Annotated in this window: 24 protein-coding genes and 1 pseudogene; 10 read left to right on the forward strand and 15 right to left on the reverse strand. The window is 42.1% G+C overall.

Features of this window, described 5'->3' with window-relative positions:
* The first annotated feature begins 32 nt into the window (after window positions 1-32).
* Both VM932_RS07680 and VM932_RS07685 read left to right on the forward strand, forming a co-directional pair.
* Window positions 33-947 carry a FecR family protein gene (locus VM932_RS07680; protein ID WP_326278212.1) on the forward strand — a complete coding sequence of 305 codons (915 nt, stop codon included), beginning with the start codon at window positions 33-35 and terminating at the stop codon, window positions 945-947.
* Window positions 925-3,492 carry a TonB-dependent receptor gene (locus VM932_RS07685; protein WP_326278213.1) on the forward strand — a complete coding sequence of 856 codons (2,568 nt, stop codon included), beginning with the start codon at window positions 925-927 and terminating at the stop codon, window positions 3,490-3,492. The genes VM932_RS07680 and VM932_RS07685 overlap by 23 nt, the downstream gene beginning before the upstream one ends.
* A gap of 230 nt (window positions 3,493-3,722) precedes the next feature.
* Here VM932_RS07685 and argS read toward each other — a convergent pair whose 3' ends face one another.
* Window positions 3,723-5,501 (reverse strand): arginine--tRNA ligase, encoded by a 1,779-nt coding sequence (gene argS, locus VM932_RS07690; RefSeq protein ID WP_326278215.1) that lies wholly within the window; start codon window positions 5,499-5,501, stop codon window positions 3,723-3,725.
* A gap of 94 nt (window positions 5,502-5,595) precedes the next feature.
* Here argS and VM932_RS07695 point away from each other — a divergent pair, with 94 nt between their 5' ends.
* From VM932_RS07695 to VM932_RS07710, 4 genes are all read left to right on the forward strand, one after another.
* Window positions 5,596-6,021 (forward strand): hypothetical protein, encoded by a 426-nt coding sequence (locus VM932_RS07695; protein WP_326278216.1) that lies wholly within the window; start codon window positions 5,596-5,598, stop codon window positions 6,019-6,021.
* Window positions 6,018-7,439, forward strand: coding sequence for an SDR family oxidoreductase (locus VM932_RS07700; RefSeq protein ID WP_326278218.1), 1,422 nt, complete (start codon window positions 6,018-6,020; stop codon window positions 7,437-7,439). The genes VM932_RS07695 and VM932_RS07700 overlap by 4 nt, the downstream gene beginning before the upstream one ends.
* A 298-nt stretch (window positions 7,440-7,737) precedes the next feature.
* A complete protein-coding gene (locus VM932_RS07705) occupies window positions 7,738-9,252 on the forward strand; it encodes a peptidase associated/transthyretin-like domain-containing protein (protein ID WP_326278219.1) in 1,515 nt (504 codons plus the stop codon).
* A 138-nt stretch (window positions 9,253-9,390) separates the two neighbouring features.
* Window positions 9,391-9,576 carry a hypothetical protein gene (locus VM932_RS07710; RefSeq protein WP_326278220.1) on the forward strand — a complete coding sequence of 62 codons (186 nt, stop codon included), beginning with the start codon at window positions 9,391-9,393 and terminating at the stop codon, window positions 9,574-9,576.
* Between the two features lie 197 nt (window positions 9,577-9,773).
* Here VM932_RS07710 and VM932_RS07715 read toward each other — a convergent pair whose 3' ends face one another.
* From VM932_RS07715 to VM932_RS07735, 5 genes are all read right to left on the reverse strand, one after another.
* Window positions 9,774-11,132 carry an FAD-dependent oxidoreductase gene (locus VM932_RS07715; RefSeq protein WP_326278221.1) on the reverse strand — a complete coding sequence of 453 codons (1,359 nt, stop codon included), beginning with the start codon at window positions 11,130-11,132 and terminating at the stop codon, window positions 9,774-9,776.
* Window positions 11,133-11,408: 276 nt separating this feature from the next.
* Window positions 11,409-11,957 (reverse strand): ClpP family protease, encoded by a 549-nt coding sequence (locus VM932_RS07720; protein WP_014033409.1) that lies wholly within the window; start codon window positions 11,955-11,957, stop codon window positions 11,409-11,411.
* Between the two features lie 76 nt (window positions 11,958-12,033).
* Window positions 12,034-12,861 (reverse strand): mechanosensitive ion channel family protein, encoded by an 828-nt coding sequence (locus VM932_RS07725; RefSeq protein ID WP_326278222.1) that lies wholly within the window; start codon window positions 12,859-12,861, stop codon window positions 12,034-12,036.
* A 26-nt stretch (window positions 12,862-12,887) separates the two neighbouring features.
* Window positions 12,888-13,079 carry a hypothetical protein gene (locus tag VM932_RS07730; RefSeq protein ID WP_293167584.1) on the reverse strand — a complete coding sequence of 64 codons (192 nt, stop codon included), beginning with the start codon at window positions 13,077-13,079 and terminating at the stop codon, window positions 12,888-12,890.
* Window positions 13,080-13,709 (reverse strand): RNA polymerase sigma factor, encoded by a 630-nt coding sequence (locus tag VM932_RS07735; RefSeq protein ID WP_326278223.1) that lies wholly within the window; start codon window positions 13,707-13,709, stop codon window positions 13,080-13,082. It abuts the gene before it with no gap.
* A gap of 86 nt (window positions 13,710-13,795) precedes the next feature.
* Between VM932_RS07735 and VM932_RS07740 the strand changes: the two genes are divergently transcribed.
* Complete coding sequence (locus tag VM932_RS07740; protein ID WP_326278224.1) at window positions 13,796-14,485, forward strand: hypothetical protein; 690 nt, start codon at window positions 13,796-13,798, stop codon at window positions 14,483-14,485.
* Window positions 14,486-14,750: 265 nt separating this feature from the next.
* Window positions 14,751-16,193, forward strand: a complete 1,443-nt coding sequence (locus tag VM932_RS07745; protein ID WP_326278225.1) for an ATP-binding protein — start codon at window positions 14,751-14,753, stop codon at window positions 16,191-16,193.
* 87 nt (window positions 16,194-16,280) lie between these two features.
* On the opposite strand, the gene VM932_RS07750 is transcribed toward VM932_RS07745, so the two are convergent.
* The 3 genes from VM932_RS07750 to VM932_RS07760 are packed head-to-tail and all read right to left on the reverse strand — an operon-like array spanning window position 16,281 to window position 19,254.
* Window positions 16,281-17,429 (reverse strand): MFS transporter, encoded by a 1,149-nt coding sequence (locus VM932_RS07750; RefSeq protein WP_326278226.1) that lies wholly within the window; start codon window positions 17,427-17,429, stop codon window positions 16,281-16,283.
* A 33-nt stretch (window positions 17,430-17,462) separates the two neighbouring features.
* Window positions 17,463-18,731, reverse strand: a complete 1,269-nt coding sequence (gene kynU, locus VM932_RS07755) for a kynureninase (protein ID WP_326278227.1) — start codon at window positions 18,729-18,731, stop codon at window positions 17,463-17,465.
* A gap of 58 nt (window positions 18,732-18,789) precedes the next feature.
* Window positions 18,790-19,254: a GNAT family N-acetyltransferase gene (locus tag VM932_RS07760; RefSeq protein WP_326278228.1), complete on the reverse strand. Its 465-nt coding sequence runs from the start codon at window positions 19,252-19,254 to the stop codon at window positions 18,790-18,792.
* 66 nt (window positions 19,255-19,320) lie between these two features.
* Here VM932_RS07760 and VM932_RS07765 point away from each other — a divergent pair, with 66 nt between their 5' ends.
* Window positions 19,321-19,962, forward strand: coding sequence for an O-methyltransferase (locus VM932_RS07765; protein WP_326278229.1), 642 nt, complete (start codon window positions 19,321-19,323; stop codon window positions 19,960-19,962).
* Here VM932_RS07765 and VM932_RS07770 read toward each other — a convergent pair.
* From VM932_RS07770 to VM932_RS07795, 6 genes are all read right to left on the reverse strand, one after another.
* On the reverse strand, window positions 19,928-20,500 hold the full coding sequence (locus tag VM932_RS07770) for a phosphatase PAP2 family protein (RefSeq protein ID WP_326278230.1): 573 nt from the start codon (window positions 20,498-20,500) through the stop codon (window positions 19,928-19,930). The genes VM932_RS07765 and VM932_RS07770 overlap by 35 nt on opposite strands.
* Before the next feature lie 6 nt (window positions 20,501-20,506).
* Window positions 20,507-20,782 (reverse strand): Sec-independent protein translocase subunit TatA/TatB, encoded by a 276-nt coding sequence (locus VM932_RS07775; protein WP_326278232.1) that lies wholly within the window; start codon window positions 20,780-20,782, stop codon window positions 20,507-20,509.
* Between the two features lie 77 nt (window positions 20,783-20,859).
* The gene (locus VM932_RS07780; protein WP_326278233.1) at window positions 20,860-23,178 is read right to left on the reverse strand and encodes a M1 family metallopeptidase; all 2,319 of its coding nucleotides are present in this window, start codon (window positions 23,176-23,178) and stop codon (window positions 20,860-20,862) included.
* Between the two features lie 60 nt (window positions 23,179-23,238).
* Window positions 23,239-23,757, reverse strand: coding sequence for a DUF6702 family protein (locus VM932_RS07785; RefSeq protein ID WP_326278235.1), 519 nt, complete (start codon window positions 23,755-23,757; stop codon window positions 23,239-23,241).
* 214 nt (window positions 23,758-23,971) lie between these two features.
* On the reverse strand, window positions 23,972-24,772 hold the full coding sequence (locus VM932_RS07790) for a carboxypeptidase-like regulatory domain-containing protein (protein WP_326278236.1): 801 nt from the start codon (window positions 24,770-24,772) through the stop codon (window positions 23,972-23,974).
* Window positions 24,769-25,509 (reverse strand): carboxypeptidase-like regulatory domain-containing protein, encoded by a 741-nt coding sequence (locus VM932_RS07795; RefSeq protein WP_326278237.1) that lies wholly within the window; start codon window positions 25,507-25,509, stop codon window positions 24,769-24,771. Before VM932_RS07795 ends, VM932_RS07790 begins: the two co-directional genes overlap by 4 nt.
* 224 nt (window positions 25,510-25,733) lie before the next feature.
* On the opposite strand from VM932_RS07795, the pseudogene VM932_RS07800 reads away from it, so the two are divergent.
* A pseudogene (locus tag VM932_RS07800) lies at window positions 25,734-26,576 on the forward strand (hypothetical protein); the annotation flags it as partial.

A 26,576-nucleotide genomic window follows, 5' to 3' on the forward strand; every position in this document is an offset into this window, starting at 1 on the left:
TAGTTGTTATTATAACGTAAAGCATTAAACCCATGCAAGAAAATTATTTGGCAAAATGGCTCAGTGGAGAGCTTTCGGAAGAGGAACTTAGGGAGTTCGAAAATTCCCGAGAGTTTGCCTCGTATCAAAAGCTCAAGGATGCTTCAAGCAACTTAAAGGCACCCGATTTCGACACGGAAAAAGCCCTACAGCGCTTGAAAGAAGAGTATCTTGACAATGCACCAAAGGTTATTTCCCTCAACCCTTTCAAGAAATTCCTGAGAGTCGCCGCCCTTATTGCCATACTCCTTGCCGGTTCTTATTTTTATATGAACACCTTAACCGAAAAAGTTACCACGGATTACGCTGAGCGTTCCGAGCTTATGCTGCCCGATAATTCCGAAATCTTTTTGAACGCAGATTCACAGGTGTCCTTCAATAAAAAGAATTGGGACAACAAAAGAAATGTTGATTTAAAGGGAGAGGCTTTCTTTAAGGTCGCAAAAGGAAAAAAATTCACGGTTTCCACCAAACACGGAACGGTTGCCGTTTTGGGCACACAATTTAATGTGGAAAATAGAAAAGGTTTTTTTGAGGTGACTTGCTACGAAGGTTTGGTAAGGGTCAACTACAACAACAAAGAAACCAAGTTGCCCGCTGGAACTTCTTTCTTGATGATCAACGGCAAAATTGTCAACATTGGGACACCCAATGGCACACTCCCATCATGGATGAACAACGAAAGTAGTTTTGAGAGCATTCCCTTAAAATATGTTTTTTCCGAGCTTGAAAGACAGTTCAATGTAACGGTATCCTCAAAAAATATTGATACAAATCTATTATTTACAGGTTCTTTCAACAACACAGACCTAAATATGGCGTTAAAAAGTATAAGTACCCCCTCCAAAACACGTTACAAAATAGACGGAGACAACGTACTTTTTTATGCTGGGAACACACAACAATAAGCATTTAGGCCTTGTCCTTGTTTTATTGCTTTTCATACTCTGCGCCGCCAATGCGCAGGAAAGGCAACAATCCCCCATTGGCCTTATTTCCTATATAAAAACGTTGGAAAACCGTTTTAACATCAAGTTTTCCTATCTCAATGAAGATTTGGAAGGACTCACCATTTCTATTCCCGAAAACCTCGACTCATTGGAGGGAATTCTACAATACATTGAAGGTAAGTTTCGTGTAGAGACGAAAAAACTCAATGAACGCTACTATACCCTTACCAAAGAAAACCTTGTAAACCTCTGTGGTGTGGTACTGGATAATTTTGAAGAAAACACGGTTGTAGGTGCAACGGTGGAGGTATTGGGAACCGACATTGCCAAAATCACCGACAGCAATGGCTACTTTACCATGGAAAACATCCCCCGTGATGCCTCACTCAAAATTCGCTACTTGGGCTACATTACCAAATATGTAAAGGTCGAAACCCTATTGCAGCAAGGTGGATGCCCTAAAATACTATTGGCACAGCATTACGAACAATTGGATGAAGTGTTCGTCTACAAATACCTTACCTCTGGAATCATAAAGGAAAAAGATGCCAGTATTACTCTGAAAACTGACGAATTTGGCATCCTTCCAGGATTGATAGAACCGGACATCCTGCAAACCGTACAAGCCCTTCCCGGCATTAAAAGCATTGATGAAACGGTATCGGATATTAATGTACGGGGAGGAACCAACGACCAAAACCTAGTGCTTTGGAACGGCATCAAAATGTATCAATCCGGACATTTTTTTGGTTTGATATCCGCTTTTAATCCCTACCAAACAGATAAGGTAACCATATACAAAAATGGAACCCCGGCAAATTTCGGGGATGGCGTAAGCAGCGTCATTCAAATGGAAACCGGGAATACCATCTCCGAGAGGTGGAAGGGAGGCGGAGGATTCAACTTGATAAGCGGAGACGTTTATGGAGAAATTCCAGTGACCAACAAACTCGGCATTCAATTTTCGGCCAGGCGTTCAACAACCGATTTCCTGAGCACGCCCACCTATAAACAGTTTTTCAATAGGGCCTTTCAAGATAGTGAGATAACGGTTCAAAACAACAATACCATAGACGACGAATTTATCAGGGATGAAGACTTTTTCTTTTACGACTTTTCCGGAAAAATCCTGTACAACCTCAACCCGGACCATAACATCAGGCTGAGTGCCATACGTATCAAAAACAATCTAAATTATGAAGAAACCAATGTCTCCGCAGATGAGACCAACAGCAGTTTATTAAGACAGGATAATATTTCCGTAGGCGGTCAATTACAGAGTACTTGGACCGACCGCTTTTCTTCCCATCTCAACATGTATTACTCCAGATATAATCTGGACGCACAGAATATTTTCGCCAATGAGGTACAGCAATTGTTCCAAAACAACCAAGTGACGGAAAATGCCATAAAACTGGACACAGATTATATCTTGAACGATGCATTCAGTTGGAGCAATGGGTATCAATACATTGAAACGGGGATCATCAATGCCACATTTATCAACGAGCCCGATTTCAACAGTAAGATCAAAGGGGTAATTCGCACACATGCCCCGTACTCACAGGTCAACTACAATTCCCCTGAAAACAAATTCATTGGAAAAATCGGTGCCCGCTTTAACTTTATTGAGAACCTGGACACCTTCAAAAAGCTTTTGATCGAACCAAGAATCAACCTAAATTTTAAATTGGCCAACTATTTAAGAGCGGAGCTTTTGGGTGAGTTTAAAAGCCAGACCACCAACCAGATCATAGATCTGGAACAAAACTTTTTAGGTATTGAAAAGCGACGGTGGATTCTGTCCAACGATAGCACACTTCCTGTTACCAAAAGCAAACAAGGTTCCGTTGGTATCAATTACGAAAAAAACAATTTTTACATTGGGGTTGAAGGCTTTTACAAAAATGTGGACGGGATAAGCACCAGTACACAAGGATTCCAGAACCCGCATCAATTCTCGGGTGAAATAGGGAGCTACGATGTTAAAGGGGCTGAACTGCTCATCAATAAAAAAGGAGATAACTACAGTACATGGTTGAGCTATGCTTACAATAAAAATGATTACACTTTTGATTCGATTGTACCACAGTCGTTTCCCAACAATTTGGACATAAGGCACACGGTTACCTTTGCAAGTACCTACACCTACAAAGACTTGAAATTAAGCATTGGACTAAACTATAGAACGGGAAAACCATTTACAGAGCCTGTTGAAGGCGAAGAAGGTTTGGACCAAGGTTTTTTTCCGCCCAGAATCAATTACCAAGCCCCGAACAATAGCCGGTTGCCAGAATATTTTAGGGCGGATGCCTCGGCCATCTATAATTTTCAGTTAAGTAGAAGCATTCGTGCCAATGCGGGACTCTCCATCCTAAATTTTACGAATAGAAAAAATACGCTCAACAAATATTACCGCGTAAACGAGGATGATGAAATTGAGACCGTGGAAAGCGTTTCGTTGGGCATTACGCCCAATGTAAGTTTTAGGGTGAGTTTTTAAAGATTTTCCCGACTGTGCCCGAAATTGCACAGCAGTAACATTTGTGAAAATTCCAGTAATCCGTGTCAAAGTACAAAAGATTTCCCGCTTACTCCTTCGACTCCACCCAGGACACCAACTAGAAATGACAAAACCCGTCATTCCTGCACAAGCAGGAATCCAAGAAATTAATGCTTTTTTGGCAACAAAAGAACTGAAGAAAATACTTGTCAAGACACAGAGGGATTAATTTACATCCGCTCTGGAACATCTATACCCAACAAGCGGAAAGCGGATTTGATTACCTCTCCCACTTTTTTCGACAACTGCACCCTAAAGTTTCTCTTCTGCTCATCTGTTTCGCCCAAAATGGAGACCTGTTGGTAGAACGAGTTGAACTCCTTAACCAAGTCATAAGTATAATTGGCAATCAAGGCCGGACTAAAGTTTTCCGCCGCCAACTGCACCGTTTCGGGAAACAACTGGATTTGCTTCAACAATTCTTTCTCCTTTTCGTGCAATTCCATGGTCATGTCGAGCGTAGTCGAGACATTGGAATCCGCCTTTCGCAAAATAGATTGAATCCTTGCGTAGGTATACTGGATAAACGGTCCTGTGTTTCCTTGAAAATCTACCGACTCCTCTGGATTAAAAAGGATACGCTTCTTGGGGTCTACCTTTAAAATATAGTATTTAAGAGCGCCCAAACCTATGGTTCGGTACAATTGCGTTTTCTCTTTTTCGGAATAGCCGTCCAATTTGCCCAATTCTTGCGAAATGGACGCTGCGGTATCTTCCATATTTTTAATCAGGTCGTCCGCATCCACTACGGTACCTTCCCTACTCTTCATTTTTCCGCTGGGCAGGTCTACCATACCATAGCTTAAATGGTACAATTGCCCTGCCCAAGAATAACCTAATTTTTTCAGGATAAGAAACAACACCTTAAAATGGTAATCCTGCTCGTTCCCTACGGTATACACCATTCCGTTGATATCCGGAAAATCGGTTACCCGCTGTATGGCCGTACCAATATCTTGCGTCATATACACCGCGGTTCCATCGGAACGCAGTACGATTTTCTCATCCAGTCCTTCCTCGGTAAGGTCGATCCAAACACTTCCATCTTCTTTTTTGAAGAAAACGCCTCGTTCCAGGCCATCTTTTACCACATCACGACCCAACAAATAGGTATCGCTCTCGTAGTACAACGTATCAAAATCAACGCCTAGATTTTTGTAGGTGGTATCAAAACCATCGTACACCCAACCGTTCATCTTTTTCCATAGCGCCACTACTTCTTCATCACCAGCTTCCCACCTTCGGAGCATTTCTTGGGCCTCCAACAAAATCGGGGCTTCTTTTTCCGCCTTATCCTTTGGAGTTCCAGACGCTATCAACCCGGAAATCTGCTCTTTGTACGCTTTATCAAATGCGACATAGTATTTCCCTACCAAGTGGTCGCCCTTCAAACCAGAAGATCCGGGGGTTTCCCCATTACCAAACCTCTGCCAGGCCAACATGCTCTTGCAGATATGGATGCCTCGATCATTTATAATCTGCGTTTTGTACACTTTTTTGCCCGAAGCCTTCAAAATTTCGGCCACGGAATAGCCCAAAAGGTTGTTTCGGATATGCCCCAAGTGCAAAGGCTTGTTGGTATTGGGTGAGGAATACTCCACCATGATCGCATCCTCGGACCGTGATTTCACATAACCAAAATCGGTCTCATCCTTAATGCTGTTGAAGAAATCGAGGTAATGGCTATCCTCAATAACAATATTCAAAAAGCCTTGTACCACATTGCATTTGGATACCTCATCAACATGCTCCTCTAAATATTCCCCAATCTGTCCTCCAATCGCGGCAGGATTTCCCTTCACATAGCGCAACATGGGAAACACCACAACGGTAATGTCACCTTCAAAATCCTTTCGGGTAGGTTGAAATTCCACCGTGGGCAGGTCAACTTGGTACAGTTGTTTTACCGCCTCGATCACTTTTTGGGTCAAATCGTTCTGCAAACTCATCTAAAAGGCTTTTCAGGGCGCAAAACTACGTATTTTTTGGGCTTTTCCCACACCTTTACCCGAACGGTCCGCTTTAATTTGATTAATTTTAAGTATGCTATTGAACGTCTCCTACTCCAACAAAGACATAACCAAAAAAATTGACGAAGCCGTAGGCAAACCCATGCCCATAAAAGAACGTTTTGCCATGGGTGGCATCGGTTCACCCAAATTGCACATTACCGAAGCCAGTATCGACATTTATAACCTGCTCGTTTTGGACAGCAGCACCAATACCTGCAATATTGAAATTCGCCCCAATGGCATCATTGTTCGGTTCCGTTCCCGCTTGGAAACCTATGGTCTTGTTATACCCTATTACAAATTGAATGTTTACAAAGGAGACATTGGCATTTACTCCATGTATATGGATCACTATTTTATTAAAGTACGTTCGGATACCAAGGCCATCCAGCGGTTTTTTCAGAAATTATTGGACCATCGAGCGGACAATCTGCCCACCAATCTTGAAGATTTATGAAAATATTGTTGACAGGGGCCAATGGCTACATTGGGATGCGCTTATTACCCAAACTTTTGGATATGGGCCACCAGATCGTCTGTGCTGTTCGTGATGAAAAAAGATTATCGGTCGATACCAAGACACGTTCCAAAATCGACATTGTGGAAATTGACTTTTTGGACGAGCCCGAAAAACAAAAAGTACCCGCAGATATTGATGCTGCCTACTACTTGATCCATTCCATGACCTCTTCGGTCACAGATTTTGACGAAAAGGAGGCACAAGCAGCCAAAAACTTCAATGCCATTTTGGAGAACACCCAATGTAAACAGGTAATTTACCTCAGCGGTATTGTCAACGACAAAAAACTGTCCAAGCACCTGAGTTCACGAAAAAATGTGGAAGAAATCCTCTATAAAGGCCCTTTTGACCTTACCGTACTGCGCGCCGGCATCATTGTAGGTTCTGGCAGTTCCTCTTTTGAAATCATCCGTGATCTCTGCGAAAAACTGCCCGTAATGATCACGCCAAAATGGGTGCTTACCAAAACACAGCCCATCGCCATTCGTGATGTGATCCAGTTCTTAACCGAAGTTTTGGGCAACAAAGATACTTACGACCAATCTTTTGATATTGGCGGACCGGACATTCTTACCTACAAGGATATGTTGCACGGCTACGCCAAGGTACGCGGTTTTAAAAACTGGATTTTCACCGTTCCTGTTATGACACCCAAACTATCCTCCTATTGGCTCTATTTTGTCACTTCCACTTCTTATAAGTTGGCCATGAACCTCGTGGACAGCATGAAAATGGAGGTCGTGGCCCAAGACAATCGCCTACAAGAAATGTTGGGGATTGAAACCCATACTTATGAAGAGGCCATTGATTTGGCTTTCAAAAAAATTGAGCAAAACCTCGTAATAAGCAGTTGGAAGGACAGTATTGCCAGCGGACAGATAAAAGAAGACCTTGAAAATTACATTCAAGTACCAAAATACGGCGTGCTTCAGGACAAAAAATCCATCCGTATTAAAGATGAAGATGTTGTTTTGGAAAACATTTGGCGCATTGGTGGCGATAATGGTTGGTACTATGGCAATTGGTTATGGAAAATCCGTGGGTTTATGGATAAATTGGTCGGTGGTCCAGGACTGCGCCGTGGACGTACCCATCCCGATAAAATTTTTCCAGGCGACGCATTGGACTTTTGGCGGGTATTGTTGGCCGACAAAAAATCCAAACGCCTGCTTCTTTTTGCCGAAATGCGGACCCCAGGTGAAGCTTGGTTGGAGTTTAAGATAGAGGACGGAGTGCTTTACCAAACCGCAACCTTCCGACCTAAAGGCTTATTGGGGCGATTGTACTGGTATTCCGTCCTGCCCTTCCACCTTTTTATTTTTGGGAACATGATCCGGAATATTGCTAAAGGCTAAGGTTTCCTGTTATTTTTAAACAAATGACACCTGTCACATCGAGCGCAGTCGAGATGTCTTGATTTGTTGGTCATCGTTTCCTGACAAAAGATTTCTCGCTTACCCCTTCAGCTCCACTCAGGACACCAGCTCGAAATGACAATCATACTGACCACAAGGCTGTTAAAATACTATTAAGCCTCGTGTGCGATTCCATTTTTCTTCGCACTTTGTCACAAATTTCCCCAACGTTCGTCTAAATAACAGGCAACCTTTCCTCCCTAAAAGGAGTCTTACTAATGTAACCATACATAAAACCATGTCCGTTAAAAAAACTCTTCTCCTTACCGTATTCACCGTTTTGGTGGGATTTCCCCTAGTTGCACAGACCGTGAGTTCCCGCTTGGTCGACGCCAAGACCCAAAAAGGGATTCCATACGCCACCATCCAGTATGGGGAACGCCAAGGTGTGATCACTAACGAGGAAGGTCGCTTTAGTTTTGTGCTGAAAGAGGGCACTACCCTGCCCGATTCCATCTACGTAACCTCTATGGGGTACGAGAAAAAAGGCTTCACTCTGAGGCAAATGCAAGACAGCTTGGTGGCTTTAAATGCAAAAGCTATTGAACTGAGCGGAGTTTATGTTTTTGACAAGGAACTGGAAGTGGACGACATCATTGAAAAAATGATAGAAAACATTCCCCAGAATGTAAACAAAAACCCTATAAAACAACGGTTTTTCCTTCGGAAATCAGAACTGGCCAATATGCACAAGGTGGATTTTGGCTTTGAAAAATCATCTATAAAAGAACTGAACAAGGAATTGATGGACAGCATTGCTAGCTCCGTTCCAAAAAATGCATCCCATTATACCGAGAGTTTCGGCGACCTCTACAAAACAAACACGGATTACAAAATCAACATCATTAAAGCGGCCGACCTATACGACAAAAGGGAGGTAGGTTCTTTTGAGGACTTGGCCGAGCACATGGAGGAAATCTTCAAACAGAATGTAAAACCTGGCTCCTACCTAAAAATCAAATCCGGCATTTTTAGCGAAAAAATACAAGTAGACTCTATTTTGGACACTATGGATGATGAACGGATAGATCAAGTAAAAAAGGTAAAGGCACAAGTGAAAAAAGATAGCGTTTCGGGCTTGGTGGACAGCCAGCGTTGGCAGTTCAAGGAACTATTGAGCCAACTGTACTATAAAGAAGACACCAAACTGGACTTCGTGGACAAAACCCGTAGATACGAGTTTAAATTAGCGGGTTATGCCGATATTGGCAACGATGGGGTTTACGTAGTGGACTTTTGGCCCAAACGAAGTAGTGCTGATTTTAAAGGGCGCCTTTATATAAATATAGAGGACTTTGCCGTAATGCGACTGGATTTTGCGAACACTCAGCGTTTGCGAAACTTTAGACTATTGGGCATTACCTACCGCGAAACGGTATACAAAGGCACCATGCGTTTTGCCAAATTGCCCAATGGCAAGTACGACCTTCAGTTTATGGATTTGTCCGATGGCAAATATTTTGGGGTGGACCGCCCCCTAAAAGTGGTGGAAAAAAATAAATATGTAAAGGGTCGCCGCAAGCAAAACGAACTGAAGCTGAACATTGATTTTCGTATGAACATGACCAACAAATGGGAACTGGTGGTGTTCAACCAAGATGAAATTTCCGAAAACGAGTTTAAAACCTTTACCGAAGACAAAACGGTTCGGGCCACTTATATGCCCCGATACAACCCCGAATTTTGGAAAGGATATACCATTATGGAACCCAACCAAGCCATCCGCGGGTTTACGGTTGAGGAGGAGGACTAGTTATAAGTTTCTGGTTTCTAGTTCACATCACAAATTTGTGATAAAGGGACTTCCAAGGCTTGACTGATTCGATTTTCTTTTCTACTTGTCATTTATGACATGTACCAGGCGCAGCAAAACGCTTTTCTTGTTCTTGATATGGAAAAAGACAAGTTATTTAGCGAATGGATCATAGACCATTACGGCTCTCCTGAAAAACTGGCCCAAATTTTAGAGTCAGGGATTTTTATGTTGTTCTTTTTAGAACAAGACACCTTCTCCCACAGGGAGGTGCAGGATATGGCAGAAGCAATCAGGGGGATTATGGCTGGGTTGAGGGAGTGAGATGCAAAGCATCGATGGAGAAATCTCAGCTAACCACAGATTTCTCACATCCGTTCGAAATGACAAAAGAAAATTAGTGCAATTCCTGCCCCGGCAGGCGGGCGTGTCAAACTACTACTAAAAAAAATGTCTCAACTGCGCTCGACATGACAACCACTAAAGAGAGAGAGGTTTTTCGCTATGCTGAAAATGACAAATTAGGGTGCTTTATTGTCTGTTAAGAGTTCCAAGATTTTGTCTTCCACTTCCTTGGAATCCCATTTCTCTTCAACATTGGGAAGTTGCATTACTTGCCGCATAATTTTCTCTTGCATATCGCCTATGGCGAGCGCTTCGGCATAGGGCCTATCAGAAAAAGTGACCCGGCTATATACCGGCACCCACTTCTCCGGATGCTTGGCAGCAAAATGTTTTTCAATCTTTTTTTGTAGCAAGAACTTTGCATCGGCTGTTTTGCTGCTCATTTCCACAAAGTTTCTGTAACTCAGTTCGGCAATTGCATCGGCATTGGGCTTACGCTCTTGTTCATATTCGGAAAAGATGGTCTCCCAATCATCCCCATACTTTCCCATTAATTGATTGAGCACGTAGATATCCTCAAAACCGGCATTCATGCCCTGTCCGTAAAATGGCACAATGGCATGGGCCGAATCGCCTACCAAGGCCACTTTGTTCCAATACGTCCAAGGGTAGCATTTCATGGTAACCATGGCACTGGTCGGGTTATTGAAAAAGTCTTTGGTCAAATCCTCAATTTCTTTACGAACGTTGGGAAAGTATTTCTTGAAAAATTCACGGGCCTGATCTTCGGTCTCGATACTTTTAAAAGAGACTTCTCCCTCAAAAGGTAAAAACAGGGTACAGGTAAAACTGCCATCAATATTGGGCATGGCGATGAGCATAAACTCACCTCTTGGCCAAATATGAAACGAGCTATTGTCCAACTTATGGGTACCATCCTCATTGGCAGGTATGGTAAGCTCTTTGTAGCCTACATCAATAAAGTTCTGGGAATAATTGAACCTACTTTGGCGCTGCATTTTGTGGCGTACCCTTGAAAAGGCTCCATCACAACCAAAAATCAGGTCAAAATCATACGCTTTCCATTCGCTTTTCTCGGTTTCCCCTGTATAGATTCTAGCTTCGGGCAGATCAACATCCCAAACTTTTTCATTAAATCGGAACGAGGCACCCTCACCTTCGGCCAAATCAATCATCCGTTTGTTGAGAATCCCCCGTGAAATAGACCAAATGGCCTCCCCATCTTTCCCATATTTCTGAAAATAGACAGGTTTATCGTTCACATGCATCGCACGTTTATCGAGTGGAATTGCTATTTCCTTGATTTTTTTCCCAATGCCCACTTCATCCAGAGAGCGCCACCCCCTATTGCTCATGGCAAGGTTGATGGAACGTCCGGAGAACTTGATGGTCCTTATATCGGGTCTTCTATCGAATACGGTAACCGTATGTCCGATTCTACGTAAATAAATTGCTAAAAGGGAACCCACCAATCCGGAACCGATGATGGCTATATTTTTTGGAGTCTGTGCCATAGATGCCCAATGGGCGAATTCTGATTAAACGGCTAAAATACGGAATTTTAATTTTTTATGTTCGCGCATTTCCCTTCCAAATCTCCTTACTGTGCAGGTTTTGCACTTTTCTGTAAAGATATGGTTTGGACTGTTAAGAATTTTTAACATAAGCGTGTAAACCTTGGCTCCAAATGTTACCGTATATATATAAAATATTCCGCTTCGGCGCCTATATATAAAAAGTCCTTCACAAACCATTGCGAAGGACTTTTCACTTTTATGAAATTGATTATCCTATTTTAGGATTTCATCCACAATACCGTATTCCACAGATTCTTCTGCACCCATCCAATAATCGCGATCAAAATCCTTCATGACCTTTTCAAAAGGTTGCCCGCAGTTTTCCGATAAAATTTGGGCACCAAGTTCTTTCGTTTTAATGATTTCCTTGGCCTGAATTTCAATATTGGAGGCTTGCCCTCTTGCTCCACCGCTAGGTTGGTGGATCATGACACGGGCATGCGGCTGAATAAATCTTCTGCCTTTTTTCCCTACCGATAAAAGTATGGACCCCATAGAGGCAGCCAAACCGGAACAAACCGTGGATACCGGGCTTTTTATCTGTTTAATGGTATCATAAATGGCAAAACCAGAGGTTACGTACCCTCCCGGGCTATTGATAATCAATTGAATTTCTTTATTGTTCAGCATATCCAAATAGAGTAACCTATCTATTACGTGCTTCGCAGAATCATCATCTACTTGGCCCCATAAGAACACTTTGCGGTCCTCTAACAGTTTTTCTTGGATCAACTCTTGAACTTTTCCTTTTTTTGAACTCATTTTTTAGGTGTTGTAAGACTTCAAAAATAATCAAATTCCAAGGAAGTTTCCGCACTTGTCCATCACAATACTCGGATTATGGTTTTATCTCCACTTTTTGTGACACCACATCTTTGATCGGAATCACAAATTTGCTCTTGTGGGTTTCCAAAGTAAGACTGTTATTATCTATGGCCTTAATGGTTCCCTCATCATCACCAATAACTATTTTATCGCCGACCATATAGGTTTTTCGTGTGTAAAAAGACCTAAGCAGGTCTGCAACAATTTCCCTGGAACCCAATCCAACGCCCAAGGCAAATGCCAAAAGAAAAGACCCCAAGACCAATGTTATGTTGTTGGTGATTATGGTTGTATCCACCCCAGCTTGGTTCAATGCCGTGATCGACATAAATATTACAATCACATAAAAAAACAGGTTGCTCACCAGATTGGAACCACCGAATTCGAGGGAGTCAAAAAGTCGCTTAATGGTTTTCTTTACACAGTTGCCAATGTAGAATCCTACCATTAGAAGTGCAAGTGCACTAAAGAATCGAGGTAGGTAATGTAAAAGGTTGCCTATTTCCTGGGATATGATCTTCCAATCCAAAATATCTGCCGCCACAATAAGAAAGACCAGGATCAAAAACCACCGAACAAACCCCAATATTATTTTGGTGAGGTCTATTTTAAGGTCGCCTTTTCCCGTTACGTCCATTCCGTTTATTTTATCGTTCAGTACTTGTATTTTGGCTAGTTTGAGGATTTTCCGGAATAGGAACATTACAATCTTAATAACGATCCAACCTAAAAATAAAATAACAATTGCCCCCAGAATTTTTGGAAAAGCCAATGCTATCTCTTTGCCCATGCCCGACAACGAGTCGAGGGTCACATTTTTCCAATCATTGATAGTCTCCATAGTTGATGTTTATTTATAGTGTTCTGTTAGTTGTTTTCGCCCAAGGTTTTGAATAGTTTACGCAAAGCACCCCCCAAATTGATAGAGAACAATGAAGCCATGTCCATGATCAGCTTTGCCGCAGCAATGTCGTTCATCACTTTTTGCTTCATTTCGGGCGGAGCCTCGTGCAGGGAGGCCTCCAGCTCTTTAAATGGGTTTTTGTGTTTCTTTGCCATCTATTCCAAGGTATTATAGATTTCCAATAGTCGTTCCTTAGCTCTTTTGAGCCTCATCTTCACCGCGCTCTCCCCTATCTCCATTAAACTGACCAGTTCCTTTATGCTGGCGCCATCTTGATATTTCAATAACAAAATGGATTTATCTTCGACCGAGACAAGCTCCAAGCACTTTTTGAGTTTATCCGCTTTCATTTCGTATAAACTCTCATCGGGCACTTCTTCGGTAAGTTTATGTTCGGAAACTTCAACCTGTACGGATTGGTCCTGTATTTTCAGTTGCTTGTTCCGATTTACATAGTTCACACAAAAATTATAGGTAAAAGAATACAGCCATGTAGAGAACTTCGATTTCCCTTTAAAGGTTCGAAGTTTGATAAAAAGTTGGAGGAAAACATCCTGTGTCAAATCCTCCGCCTGGTCAGCAGATTTTGCAAATCCGTAACATTTGTTATAGACCATTTTCGCATAGCGGTCGTACAATTTCCCGAATAGCATAGGGTCATTGTCCGCCACAATCTGTTTCACTAATTCCTCATCAGAAAGATGCACGTATAAGTCTTCCTTTTCCAAAAACGCTTTGTCGGGTTTACTTACAAGTATTAGAAACAGCTTTTTAAAAAAGGTCACTCCAAAAACAGGTTTATTTGGCCAGGCTTTTTAAAATGGGGCGCAAATTAAAAGATTTTCCTAGTATATTTGATTAAAAACCAGATATGAAGACCCATTACATCGTTGGACTGTTCGCCTTTTTATTGATTTCCGCTTGCAAAACAGATTCCAAAAAACCCGAAGCAACTTCCAAACCCTCCGAAACTGAAAAAACCGTTCCCGAACTAATCGCAGAGGCGCACGGTTTTGACAACTGGAAGGATGTTGATAAAATCACTTTTACCTTCAACGTAGATAGGGATTCCATGCATTTTGAGCGTAGCTGGCATTGGGAAACCAAAACCAACACGATTACCTCCATCTCTGGAGCAGATACCTTGACTTATAACCGTGCAAACATGGATAGCATTGCCCTAAAAACCAATGGAGGTTTTATTAACGACAGGTACTGGTTGATGGCTCCCTTTAATTTGATGTGGGATGCCAACAACTATACTTTTGAACACTTCCCGGAAGTAACCGCCCCCATTAGTGAGGAGCCCATGCAAAAATTGACCATTGTATATGCCAACGAAGGTGGCTATACTCCTGGTGATGCATACGATTTTTATTTTAAGGACGACTACATTGTTCGGGAATGGGCCTATCGCAAATCCAACCAAGAAGAGCCGAACTTGGTATCCACTTGGGAAGATTATGTGGATATGGAAGGCATTAAACTTGCCCAACAACACAACCGCCCCGAAGGTGGCACAAGTCTTTATTTTACAGGGCTTTCGGTGAGGAAGGAATAGAATTCTGGTTGTATTGGGTTAACAAGGCTCAAAAAATATTTTTAAGGTTTGCCCACACATAACTGAACGATGGTGTGATGCATCTTTTATATCCGTAATTGAGGGTATAGTGATTAAAATATCGCTGTAAACAAGTTGTGTTTTATTTGCAAAATTAACTTCATTTTCTATTTTTTTATGCTTAAAAAATATTTTTTTGTATAAATAGACAGATTTAATTCTGTTTATTTTACATATTTTTGTTGAATTAAACAGAATTTCTAAAATGGCAAACCTTATTCCAACAGAGAAGATTATTGAGAGGCTTCGCTATGAAAACCCATGGTGGGTAACCAAGGATATTCCTAAGACATATAGTTCAATGTCAAAGAGACTATATTTTGATCTCTTTTACCCCTTTGTTCTTGAAAGGAGTGTAAAAAGAGCTTTGGTTCTGATGGGGCCAAGGAGAGTGGGTAAAACAGTGATGCTATTCCACTGTATTGGAAATCTAATTGAAGAAAGTATAAACCCGCAAAAAATCTTCTTTATAGGAATTGACAATCCCATCTATGTGAATTTAAGTTTAGAGGATATTTTAACGCTCTGTAAGGAGTCTTTGGCTCTTGAAAATCTAAATGGTTGTTTTGTGTTTTTTGATGAAATACAATATCTGAAAGATTGGGAAAGACATTTAAAAGTTTTAGTGGACTCATATCCTGAAACAAAGTTTATTGTATCGGGATCAGCCGCGGCTGCCTTAAAATGGCATAGCACGGAAAGTGGGGCGGGAAGGTTTACTGATTTCCTTTTGCCCCCATTAACATTTCAAGAATATATTCATCTAAAAAAGTTGGATCATTTAATTTATGAAGGTGAGATTCAATACGGAGATAAGGACATACAATATTGCTTAACTCATGACACTAAAGAGCTGAACAAAGAGTTTGTACATTACTTAAATTTTGGAGGATACCCTGAAGTTGTGTTATCAGAAAAAATTCAAAGTGATGTGGGCAGATATGTCAAGAACGATATAGTAGACAAAGTTTTACTACGAGATTTACCGAGTTTATATGGAATTAAAGATGTCCAAGAATTAAATAGATTTTTTACATACATAGCCTATAATACAGGTAATGAGTTTTCGTATGAGACAATGTCAAAGGAAAGTGGTATTCAAAAAGATACTTTAAAAAAGTACCTTGAATATTTGGAAGCAGCTTTTTTAATTAAAGTTTTGAACAATGTTGGAATAAACGCAAAAAGATTAAAAAGAATCACAAGATTCAAAGTTTACCTAACAAACCCATCCCTTAGAACTGCTTTATTTTCCCCAATAACTGAAACTGACCAAGAAATGGGGAACATGGTAGAAACCGCTATCCTTTCCCAATGGATGCATAGAGAGCAATTGGACTTAACATATGCAAGATGGAAAGAAGGTCGAAAAGAAGGAGAAGTAGATCTTGTTTTAGTAGATGACAAAAGCTACAGACCAATTTGGGGTGTTGAAATTAAATGGAGCAACAGATTTTATCACAAACCTCAAGAGTTAAAAAGCCTTATAAGCTTTTGTAAGGAAAATAACTTTGAATCAGCAGTAACAACCTCTATTGATCAATTGGGATCAAAAGAAATTCAAGAATTAAAATTCACATTTATACCTGCATCAATTTATGCCTACAACATTGGTGAGATTACATTAAAATTGAAAACAAAAAATTAAAAAAAGTAAGGACAACAAGGTATCTAGTCCATACCCTCGGGATACCCTCCATACACAAAACCATTATCAAACCCAATAAAAAACAACTCACCTCCCCCTCCTACCCAGAAAAAAAGTAATCCCCAAAACCATAAGGGCCATGCACAACAGCAATACAAAACTATAGTTTAAGGAAGCACTTTCTGCGATAAATCCAAGAATTACTGGCCCTAACAAAAAACCGATATACCCCGAACCTGCGATAAAAGCCACCCCTTGGGAGGAATCCACCCCCTTTACATTACCACCTATTCGGAACAATTCGGGAACAATTACCGAGAATCCCAATCCATTAAAAGCAAAGCCAATAATGGACCAAGTGGTGTCTTGCGTCAGTACCAGAACAAAACCAATGGCAGCGATAAAAGCACCCAGCCCCACTATTTTAATGGGACCTATTTTGGCACTGATGCCATCACCAAGAAATCGCCCTAACGTCATGGTGGTGGAAAATGCCAAAAATCCTGCTCCGATGAGCAACTCTGGGGCCGTGGTCATTTCTTTGAGATAGAGCGCACTCCAGTCGATTATTGCACCTTCACTTCCAAAGGAAACAAACCCGATAATGCCCAAAAGCAATAAAGGTTTAAATAGTTTTAGGCTAAAAGGTTCCTTTTCCACGGGTGCGGCCACTATGTGGACATAATGTTTTTTTAGAAAAAAATTGATGGCAAACACCAAAACCACGGTGACACCCATGTGCAGCACAGGGTTTCCAATCACGGGAATCAAGAAGCTGCCCAGTCCCACCAAAATACCGCCCAGACTAAAAAAGCCGTGGGCTGCGGACATAAAGTTCTGTTTATCCTCCTTTTCAATTTCGGTGACCAAGGTGTTTATGGCGATATCGATAAAACCGTTGCTGGCCCCAAAAAGGTAGAGGCCTGCCATCAACAAATAATAATTGGGTGCCATAAGCGGCAGCATGGCCGTTACAGAAGCAAATAGCACCCCATACCAAGATGCCCTGCCAACCCCGAGTTTGTTTATGATTTTGGAAGCTACCGGAAAAATGGTGAAAACCCCAAGGGACAAACAAAATAGGGCTATACCCAAATCGGCCTTATCTATATCCAATTTTTCCTTTACCGTGGGGATATAAATGGCCCAGGTACCAAACCAAATATTGATGCTGGTAAACACCCATGCCACCCCAAAATATCTCGGTTTGGATAAAATAAGCCATAGGGATTTCATATGCTGGTAGAGTTTGGTTGGTAAATTAATTGGTTATTTGTCCTGTATGCCCGCTTTCAAAATCTGTCCAAAACGGTACATATCCCCATACGAACAATACAGGGGAGCAGGGGCCAACCGGATAACGTTGGGTTCCCTCCAATCGGTAATGACGCCTTTTTTCATTAAATAATCAAAGATGGATTTTCCCTCCCCGTGCAAAAACACGGAAAGTTGGCACCCCCTGGCCGCTGGGGTAATGATTTCGAAGGTGCTGTCCACTTCCTTGTCAATCTCATAAAGCACAAACTCCAAAAAGGCAACAATGGTCTTTTGTTTTTTGATCAGGGCATCCATTCCAACCTCGTCAAATATTTCCAAGGATGCCAAATAGGGGGCAATGGAAAGTATGGGCGGATTGCTCAACTGCCATGCATCTGCAGTTTCTATCGGGTCGAACTCGGGCTTCATTAAAAAGCGGGTCTCTTTTTTGGCACCCCACCATCCTTCAAAACGGGGGATACCTTCCTTTCCCAAATGTCTTTCATGGATAAAGATGCCCGACGCGTTTCCGGGGCCACTGTTCATGTATTTGTAACTGCACCACGCAGCAAAATCAGCGTCCCATTCGTGCAGCCTCAGTTTGATGTTTCCTACCCCGTGGGCCAAATCCCAGCCTACAAAGGCACCTACGTCTTTTCCAGCTTTGGTGATGGCCTTCATATCCAATACCTGGCCATTGTAGTAGTTTACGCCACCCATCAACACCAAGGCAAGCTCATCCCCAACCTCATTGATTTTTTGTATAATGTCCTCTGTACGCCACGCATGTTCCCCATCCCGCTTTTTTACTTCAACAATGGCATCTTTCGGATCCAATCCATGAAAGCGCACCTGACTTTGCAACATATATTGATCGGATGGAAATGCTTTTTCCTCACAAATAATTTTGAAGCGTTTTTCGGTAGGTCTGTAAAAAGATACCATCAACAAATGGAGGTTTACCGTTAGGGTATTCATTACCGAAATTTCTTCAGGTTTGGCACCCACCACTTTGCCTAAGCCTTCAGCAAGTCTTTCGTGATAATCCCACCAAGGTTTATCTGCATAAAAATGCCCTTCTACGGCCAATTCCCGCCAATCTTTCATTACCTCGTCCACAAACTTTTGGGTGCGTTTGGGTTGAAGGCCAAGGGAATTTCCCGTGAAATAGATCACATCCTTTCCATTTACCTGTGGATAGTGAAACTCGTTTCTGTAATGAGCCAATGCATCGGAAGCATCGAGCTCTTTGGCAAATTCAAGCGTATTTTGGAACGTCATTCTTATTTTGGTTTGCTTCAAAAATACGATTTGTGAAAGTAATCCTAGGAAAAGAAAATTACTCCAATCGCATTTCGATGATGTGCTTTTTAAATCCTACTTTTTCATACGCTTTAATGGCCGGTTGGTTTTCATTGTAGACCGTCAATCTAATTTCTTTAAAACCTTGATTGTGCGACCATTTTTTGAGTTCTTCCACAATCATGGCATTGATTCCTTGCCCCCTGAAATCTCCATCGGTGTACATAAAGCCCAGATAGGCGTAAAATTCATGGTCTAAATAATGCCTGGCCTTTTTGGGAATGGCATAGCCCGAGGCCACAATTTTACCACCGACCTCAGCCACCACAACATGGGATTTGGGGTCTTGAACCATCTCCCCAATATCGTAATAACTAATGGGCCCTTCTTTTATGGTATCGTCAAAAGGTCGTTCGGTCTTTATGATCTCCTGTTCAAAATCCAGCAGCACGGGAAGGTCGTCCAATGTTGCTGTACGTATGTTTACCTTTGGTAACGTCATGGAATGCTTTTGCTTTTAGAAATATTCCAATGTAGTTCTTTTCTATATTTTTGCGAAAAATATCTCATGCATTTCCTTTCACCAATTTTGGAGAGTTACATTGCCAATAGTTCGGAGAACGAACCCGAATTGTTACAGGAACTTACCCGTGAAACCCATTTAAAAGTGGTTCAACCCAGAATGATCACGGGGCATTTTCAGGGTCGGGTTTTGAGTATGCTGTCCAAAATCATCAATCCCAAATATATCTTGGAGATAGGCACTTATACGGGATATTCTGCTCTTTGTTTGGCCGAAGGGCTTCAAAAAAAGGGCGAACTGCATACCATTGAGGTAAACGAAGAGCTCCATCAAATACAGCGAAAGTATTTTGATAAAAGTGGGGTCGGGCCTCAAATCAAACAACATATTGGAGATGCTTTGGAAATTGTTCCCAAACTGAACCAGACCTTCGACCTTGTTTTTATTGATGCGCAAAAGGTGAACTACGATGCTTATTTTGAGGCGGCGATTCAAAAAACAAATCCGGGCAGTGTGATTCTATCGGACAATGTACTGTGGTCCGGAAAAGTGGTCGAACCCATACAGAAATCGGACAAGGCCACTGCCGCACTATTGGAATACAATCAAAAATTAAAAAATGACCCGAGAGTGGAAACGGTTTTACTTCCAATTAGGGATGGACTGACATTGAGTAGGGTGCTATAAAACGTTGGTACAGCCAATAAAAGAGCCAACCGGACAACAAGCCCACTACCATGCCCACCAAAATATCGATTGGGAAATGTACCCCCACATAAATTCGGCTCAGGGCAAAGAGTATGGGCCAAATAAAAAAAAGTATGGTCCATTTCACTTTTTTTCTCAAAAACAGAAACACCAACATGGTTATGGAAAACGAGCTGGAGGCATGGCCCGAAAAAAAGCTATAATCCGTTGGGGTCTTTAGAATACGTATTAGGGTGTTGATTTCCTCGGTATTGTTGGGACGCAATCTAGCTACTGATATTTTGGTGACATGTGTGATAAGGGTAATAAAAACAGCTAAGCCCAACACAGTCAAAAATTTATGTAAGGCTTCCTTTTTGGGGAATTTTATAAAAAACAATACTACGAAAAGGATAAAAAGGGGTATCCAAGTAGTGATATTGGTCACGGTGGACCAAAACAGATCGTATTTCTCTATGCCCAGACCATTGAGATAAACAAAAGCGTCCCTATCCCATTTGAGCAATTTTTCCAACATAGGAACCTATTTCTTGTTGAGGTCTCGTTTGATGGAGCCGGAAACATCGTTCACGTTGTTTTTCACATCATCGATTTCCTTACGGATATTTTTGGTGAAGTCCGTGTCCACATCAGTGGTCTTTTGGATTTCACGCTTAATATCGTCCGTGGCGTCCTTGAGTTGACGCATTCCTTTACCGAGCCCCTTGGCTATGCCAGGAATCTTATCTGCTCCAAATACCATCACCACGATGAATAGGATGAAAAAAATCTCAGCTCCGCTAATGAATAGAAATTGCATGCCACAAATATAATCAGAACTTGGTTTCAAAATAAAAAAAGCCTCGTTATTTAACGAGGCTCTTAACATAGTTTATTTTACTTATCTCCTTTGATATTTTCCTTGAATTTATCAAAGTCTGATTTTTCCTCTTTCTTGGGCCAAGCATTGTTGGTAGTATCAATATCCGCGGTTTCCAATTTTGGATCTACTACAATTCCCACCAATTCTTTCTCGGTAGCCATCACTCTTTTTACCTCGGCATCGTTCTTTCTCCAAATTTCTGGAGGATACGTAACATTCTCCGTGGTACCATCCGCGTAGGTGTACTCCACGATCAATGGCATAGGAATACCTCCTGGCTTATCAAAAGTGATCTCATAAAAATACTTTGGCTCTTTAACCTGGGCTCTTTCGGCCTCGGTCATGTTGTCCATCATAAATTCCTTAAGGTTCTGGGAAGTCTCGGTCGGGGATTTTCCTTTTAGCTCTGGGGAAAAATCCTCGCTGTCCTCTTCGGCCAAGTATACCAATGGTGGAAGGTCGGCCTCGGTAAGGTTCCTGTCGGCCATGTATTTTTCCATTTCCTTGGTGGGCTTGTTGGACACGTAGTATTTTTTAACGCCCTTTACGCCTATGTCAACATAGTCAGTGGTGTAGAACCATCCTCTCCAATACCAATCCAAATCCACAGCTGAAGCGTCTTCCATGGTACGGAAGAAATCCTCTGGGGTCGGGTGCTTGAACATCCAACGTTGTGCGTAGGTTTTGAAGGCATGATCGAACAATTCCTCGCCCATAACAGTTTCCCTAAGAATGTTTAGGGCTGTTGCTGGTTTACCATAGGCATTTGGACCTAGTTGATACACGTTTTCCGGGTTTGACATGATGGGCGAAATATAACTTTGATCACCGGCCATGTAAGGAACTATTTTAGCTGCTTCCCCTCTTCTTGAAGGGTATTTTTCGTTGGGAGCGATAACATCTGGGTTGTTTTTCCCAAATTCCTGCTCTGCCAAATACTGCATAAAGGTATCCAAACCTTCATCCATCCATCCCCACTGACGCTCATCGGAGTTTACGATCATTGGGAAGAAGTTGTGACCAACTTCATGGATGATCACACTGATCATTCCGTATTTTACCCTATCGGAATACGTACCATCCTCGTTTGGACGTCCGTAGTTCCAGCAGATCATTGGGTATTCCATACCTTGGTTTTTGGCATGTACGGAGATGGCCTTGTGGTAAGGGTAATCAAATGTGTGTTTTGAGTATGTTTTCAAGGTTTGTGCAACAGCTTTGGTTGACTGTTCCTCCCAAAGTGGGTTACCTTCTTTAGGGTAAAGCGATACGGCCATTACATCTTTGCTTCCGATTTTAACGGCTTGCATGTCCCAGATAAACTTTCTGGATGTTGCAAAAGCGTAATCCCTAACATTGGTTGCCTTGAACTTCCAAGTTTTGGTGTCGGTAGCGAAACCTTTTTCGGCAGCTTCCGCTTCTTCTTGGGTTACAATTAGTACTGGCTTGTCGTACGATTTTTTGGCCTGCTTGTAGCGCTTCATCATTTCTTTGGAGAAAACCTCGTCACGGTTTTGAAGCTCACCTGTAGCATCCAAAATATGGTCTGCAGGAACGGTAATGCTCACATCATAATTACCAAATGGCAGTGCGAATTCTCCACTTCCCCAGAACTGATGGTTTTGCCATCCTTCCACATCGCTGTACACCGCCATTCTTGGAAAGAATTGCGCAATTACGTAGGCACGGTTTCCATCTTCTGGAAAGTACTCGTATCCCGAGCGTGCCCTGTTTACGGTATGGTCGGGAATATTGTACCACCACTTTATGGAGAAAGAGATTTTTTCTCCGCTTTTGAGCGGTTGGGGTATATTGATACGCATCATGGTCTGGTTGATGGTATAGGACAACGGTTTTCCGCTATCATCGGTAACCGATTCAATATTAAAACCGCCATCGAATGGCTCGCTGATGTAGGTTTGCGCGAAGTTGTCCGCCGTGTAGGCAATGTTCACGCCGTTACCATCGCGTAAGGGTGATTTAGAATCTTTGGCACGTACATTTTGATCTAATTGCACCCAAAGATATTCCAAATCGTCCGGGGAATTGTTATGGTACGTAATGGTCTCCTCACCGCTGATCTTTGCATTTTTATCATCCAGGTGAATGTCCATTACATAATCCGCCTGCTGCTGATAATAATCGGGGCCGGGCGCACCTGAAGCGGACCGGTATGTGTTTGGAGTTGAAAACTCCTCGTACAATTGTTTAAATTTACTTTGGTTGTAATGTCCGGGCTCCCGTTCTTCTTTAACGTCTGCCTCTTCTTGTGCCATGACCACGGCTCCAAAAAGGAACAACACGGAAGCTAAGCAATACTTGAATCTGTTCATTTTCTATCTGATTTTATAGCTGCGAAAAATAACATATTTTAACCAATTGTTAAGAATACGTCATAAGTTTAACATTCCTTTATTCTTCTCCCTGATGAGTACAAAGCTTTTTTTGTTGTTTTTCCACTTCACATGGACCACGTTTTTCTGTTCGTCGAACAAATCCGTAAGCAGCTCGTTCTGAACGGACATGGTTTTTACGTTGGATAAATCAACATTGGTAATTTCCAAATAACAGATGACCACATCGGTATCGTACCTTTTTCCCAAAAAATTATAGGGAACGGGCTCTCCATCGAACTCCACTACAAACTTTGATCGGAAATATTTTTCGATATATTCATCGGCTATCTTGGATTCTTTCGGGGTTGCCAGCTTGGCCTCGATGCCATAGCGTTCCTTAAGGAGTTTGTCCAGGTCATCTATGAATATCCGACTGGTGATCTGGAAAGCGCTATCCTCCTCTGAGTATGCTATATTGGTAACGCTTACGTAGAATTTATGGGCGGATGAGAAAGACAAGAACAACAACATTACCAAAGGTATTACCATCATTCTTGCTTTTTTCAGTTTCATCATGTGTTATTAGACTTTAATTGTGCGACAATGTTACAGTTTTATGAAACTTTCTGCAATTTACCTGCCAAACTAATTTTAAAACATTTCGACTGCGCTCAATGCAACAAGTTCAAGCTAAAATATCAGATTCAAGAACCAAGAGCCAAGACCACAAAACAAAGGATAAGGTTACTGCCCACTACAAACTGACATCACACTTCCGACTCCCAAAAAATCAATCCAAATCGTTGTTTTCGCGGTAAGCGCGGCTTTTTTCTATCATTACATCCCATATCCTTAATTTATCCTGAGATTCCACCGCCGCCTGAAAAGCTTCGTCCACCTCGCAGAAATACATGAAATCATCAATTTTATCCATGGGGATTTTAAGCGTTGTCAAAAAAAGGGAATCCGCATAAAAACCTTGTACCCGTTGCGTTTGGGCGTAGGTCTTATCCACTTTCACCCTGTTCTTCAACATTTTGGTACGTCCCGTTATGGCATTGATAATGGGATCTAAAGGGGGGCTCAATAACATCCCCACATTAAACTTTCCTGCCGTGGCCTGTTGCAGTTTCCGCTCGCTCTGCGTTGGCACACGCCTATGGGCATTGGGCAAGTTCAAGGCCTCTGCGCTCACATCCTTTTCCAAGGTGACCCGATCTACATCGCGGGTAAGATCTCCTGTTAAATTATACGGGGTGACCACTACTTCCTTTAACTGGTTTACGAATTCCTGCATGGGAACCTCCACAAAGTTCGATTGATACAGCGTTTCGGTAACGGGCAGGGATTTCTTCAAAAAATGAACGGCGGAAAACACCAGCGTATCGTTTAAGCGCACCCTTATGGCAAAATTCCCATCAACATCGGTGATAACGGCGTCTTTTGTGGTACTGTTCTGAACCACCACGCCAACCACGTCCTCATCCGAACTGGTCACCCTTCCTTGCAGCACTTTGACTTTGCTATCTACTTCTTGGGAAAAACCCCAATGAGCAGCAAAACAAACCAATACAAGAAAGCATCGTTTCATTCCTCTTCCAAAGTTGCCAAAAAGTCCTTGCTTTGGGTCACCAGAAAATCGATCAACTGAAATTCGTTTTCCTTTCGGAGCAGCGTCTGGGAAGGTATTTTATCATCACAATACAAGAGAAAAGCATCTATTTTGTCCTGTGGCAACTTTAGGTCCACTACAAAAAATTCATCGTCGTACACATGTCGGAGCACTTCGCTCACCTTAAGCGGTGCCCTTTGCTGTCCGTTGACCTCCTGTGGCTTAAACAGCGCCCTAAAGATGTTTACGAAATTGAGGCCATCCTTCATACCCCGTGTTATTTGGGAATTGGCAATGTTTTCCACCTCGGTCCCCCTATCAATCCCATAATTGAACTCTTTAAAGTCCTCATTTTTTACCTGAAGGAACCTTTCTTGGTTTTCGGGGGTCACCACAACCTCGTCCAGTTCTTGTACTTTTTCGTCCACTTCGACCACCAAACGGTTGTTCGCCAATATTTCGGGGGTAACGGTGACTACCTCCAATTGATAGTTTACCGCAGTAAACACCAACTGGTCACCCTCCTTTACCGCTATCATAAACTCTCCGTTATCGTCGGTAATGGTAGCTATACCGCTGGTGGAATTGATAACGTTCTCGTTAGGGACATTGGAACTCCTGTACAGCACCTTGCCCCTGAGCATTTGGCGCGAATCCTGTGCCATGGACCAGCCGGACACAAGCAAAGAGAACAATATCAAAAAAGCATTTTTCATTTCTACGTGTTTATTACAAGTTAAAGAAAACTTATGAAGATGATATAAAAAATTAAGCGGTTCTAAACTTTTGTTAATTCTGCATCATCGCGCATAGTAAAAATATACCAAAGTGGATTCCATTCACCCGTGAATTCCGTGTTTTGACGGTATTTATCAAAAAAATTAAAACATAAGTTTAGATTTGCTTTTTACGTTTGTAAAATCCTCAAATAACAAACACTGTGAAAACTTCAATTATCTACTTGATCACGGGCCTATTGGTGATCAACTCACTAAGCGCACAGGTAAAAATTGGCGACAGACCACAAAACCTGGATCCCGCCTCTGTACTGGAACTGGAAAGCACCTCCCGTGTTTTGGTCATTACCCGGGTAACCGATGTTCAAATGAACAACATTAGCCCGCTGCAAGGTGCCGTGGTATACAATACCGATCAGGAGTGCCTGCATTATTACAACGGAACGGAGTGGATCAATATCTGCGAAGCACTGGACAACTCTTTTACAACCAGTACCCGAGCTGATTACTTTAGCACGGTCAATCCGGCACAATCCAAAGATAGCACGGTTGTCATCTCCCAAACCGAGAATGCCGATGGCAGTATCAATTATAATTATGAGGTAGGATTAATTAGGGGAGCCAATATTGTGAACACCACTATAAATGGTGACTCCAAACTCCAAAATGGCTCAGTCACAAGGACGAAATTTCAACCAGGAGAAAACCAAGGCGACTTAATGATTTGGAGAGGACAGGAATGGGCCTTGGTAAACGAATCTGAGTTAAATATTACTGAAAAGGACAGTATTGTAGGAAACGAATTCAACACCGGAAGTGCAATTGATGCTGGTATTTTCACTATTACTGATGGTGGAGGGGATTTGCAAACAAACTTTATTAGTGATGATGGCGATAATGATATCACCTCTGGTGGGGACGGAGCACTTTATTTTAACGAAACCCTCACAACTATCACCGACAACGGGGACGGAACACTGACCTATACAGACGAGGACGGAAACCCGACCAACATCGACCTAACCACGGCCGTGGAGGCCGTGGAG

Source organism: Flagellimonas halotolerans (assembly GCF_035818535.1).
GTDB classification, from domain to species: domain Bacteria; phylum Bacteroidota; class Bacteroidia; order Flavobacteriales; family Flavobacteriaceae; genus Flagellimonas; species Flagellimonas halotolerans.

Excerpts from the sequence above, each read along its gene's own strand:
- VM932_RS07685 (WP_326278213.1), top strand. The coding sequence starts at position 925 with ATGCTGGGAACACACAACAATAAGCATTTAGGCCTTGTCCTTGTTTTA.
- VM932_RS07785 (WP_326278235.1), bottom strand. The coding sequence starts at position 23,757 with ATGATGAAACTGAAAAAAGCAAGAATGATGGTAATACCTTTGGTAATG.
- VM932_RS07780 (WP_326278233.1), bottom strand. The coding sequence starts at position 23,178 with ATGAACAGATTCAAGTATTGCTTAGCTTCCGTGTTGTTCCTTTTTGGA.
- VM932_RS07770 (WP_326278230.1), bottom strand. The coding sequence starts at position 20,500 with ATGTTGGAAAAATTGCTCAAATGGGATAGGGACGCTTTTGTTTATCTC.
- VM932_RS07775 (WP_326278232.1), bottom strand. The coding sequence starts at position 20,782 with ATGCAATTTCTATTCATTAGCGGAGCTGAGATTTTTTTCATCCTATTC.
- VM932_RS07700 (WP_326278218.1), top strand. The coding sequence starts at position 6,018 with ATGAAAATATTGTTGACAGGGGCCAATGGCTACATTGGGATGCGCTTA.
- VM932_RS07705 (WP_326278219.1), top strand. The coding sequence starts at position 7,738 with ATGTCCGTTAAAAAAACTCTTCTCCTTACCGTATTCACCGTTTTGGTG.
- VM932_RS07740 (WP_326278224.1), top strand. The coding sequence starts at position 13,796 with ATGAAGACCCATTACATCGTTGGACTGTTCGCCTTTTTATTGATTTCC.
- argS (WP_326278215.1), bottom strand. The coding sequence starts at position 5,501 with ATGAGTTTGCAGAACGATTTGACCCAAAAAGTGATCGAGGCGGTAAAA.
- VM932_RS07760 (WP_326278228.1), bottom strand. The coding sequence starts at position 19,254 with ATGACGTTACCAAAGGTAAACATACGTACAGCAACATTGGACGACCTT.
- VM932_RS07730 (WP_293167584.1), bottom strand. The coding sequence starts at position 13,079 with ATGGCAAAGAAACACAAAAACCCATTTAAAGAGCTGGAGGCCTCCCTG.
- VM932_RS07765 (WP_326278229.1), top strand. The coding sequence starts at position 19,321 with ATGCATTTCCTTTCACCAATTTTGGAGAGTTACATTGCCAATAGTTCG.
- kynU (WP_326278227.1), bottom strand. The coding sequence starts at position 18,731 with ATGACGTTCCAAAATACGCTTGAATTTGCCAAAGAGCTCGATGCTTCC.
- VM932_RS07790 (WP_326278236.1), bottom strand. The coding sequence starts at position 24,772 with ATGAAACGATGCTTTCTTGTATTGGTTTGTTTTGCTGCTCATTGGGGT.
- VM932_RS07680 (WP_326278212.1), top strand. The coding sequence starts at position 33 with ATGCAAGAAAATTATTTGGCAAAATGGCTCAGTGGAGAGCTTTCGGAA.
- VM932_RS07745 (WP_326278225.1), top strand. The coding sequence starts at position 14,751 with ATGGCAAACCTTATTCCAACAGAGAAGATTATTGAGAGGCTTCGCTAT.
- VM932_RS07710 (WP_326278220.1), top strand. The coding sequence starts at position 9,391 with ATGGAAAAAGACAAGTTATTTAGCGAATGGATCATAGACCATTACGGC.
- VM932_RS07750 (WP_326278226.1), bottom strand. The coding sequence starts at position 17,429 with ATGAAATCCCTATGGCTTATTTTATCCAAACCGAGATATTTTGGGGTG.
- VM932_RS07695 (WP_326278216.1), top strand. The coding sequence starts at position 5,596 with ATGCTATTGAACGTCTCCTACTCCAACAAAGACATAACCAAAAAAATT.
- VM932_RS07720 (WP_014033409.1), bottom strand. The coding sequence starts at position 11,957 with ATGAGTTCAAAAAAAGGAAAAGTTCAAGAGTTGATCCAAGAAAAACTG.
- VM932_RS07715 (WP_326278221.1), bottom strand. The coding sequence starts at position 11,132 with ATGGCACAGACTCCAAAAAATATAGCCATCATCGGTTCCGGATTGGTG.
- VM932_RS07795 (WP_326278237.1), bottom strand. The coding sequence starts at position 25,509 with ATGAAAAATGCTTTTTTGATATTGTTCTCTTTGCTTGTGTCCGGCTGG.
- VM932_RS07725 (WP_326278222.1), bottom strand. The coding sequence starts at position 12,861 with ATGGAGACTATCAATGATTGGAAAAATGTGACCCTCGACTCGTTGTCG.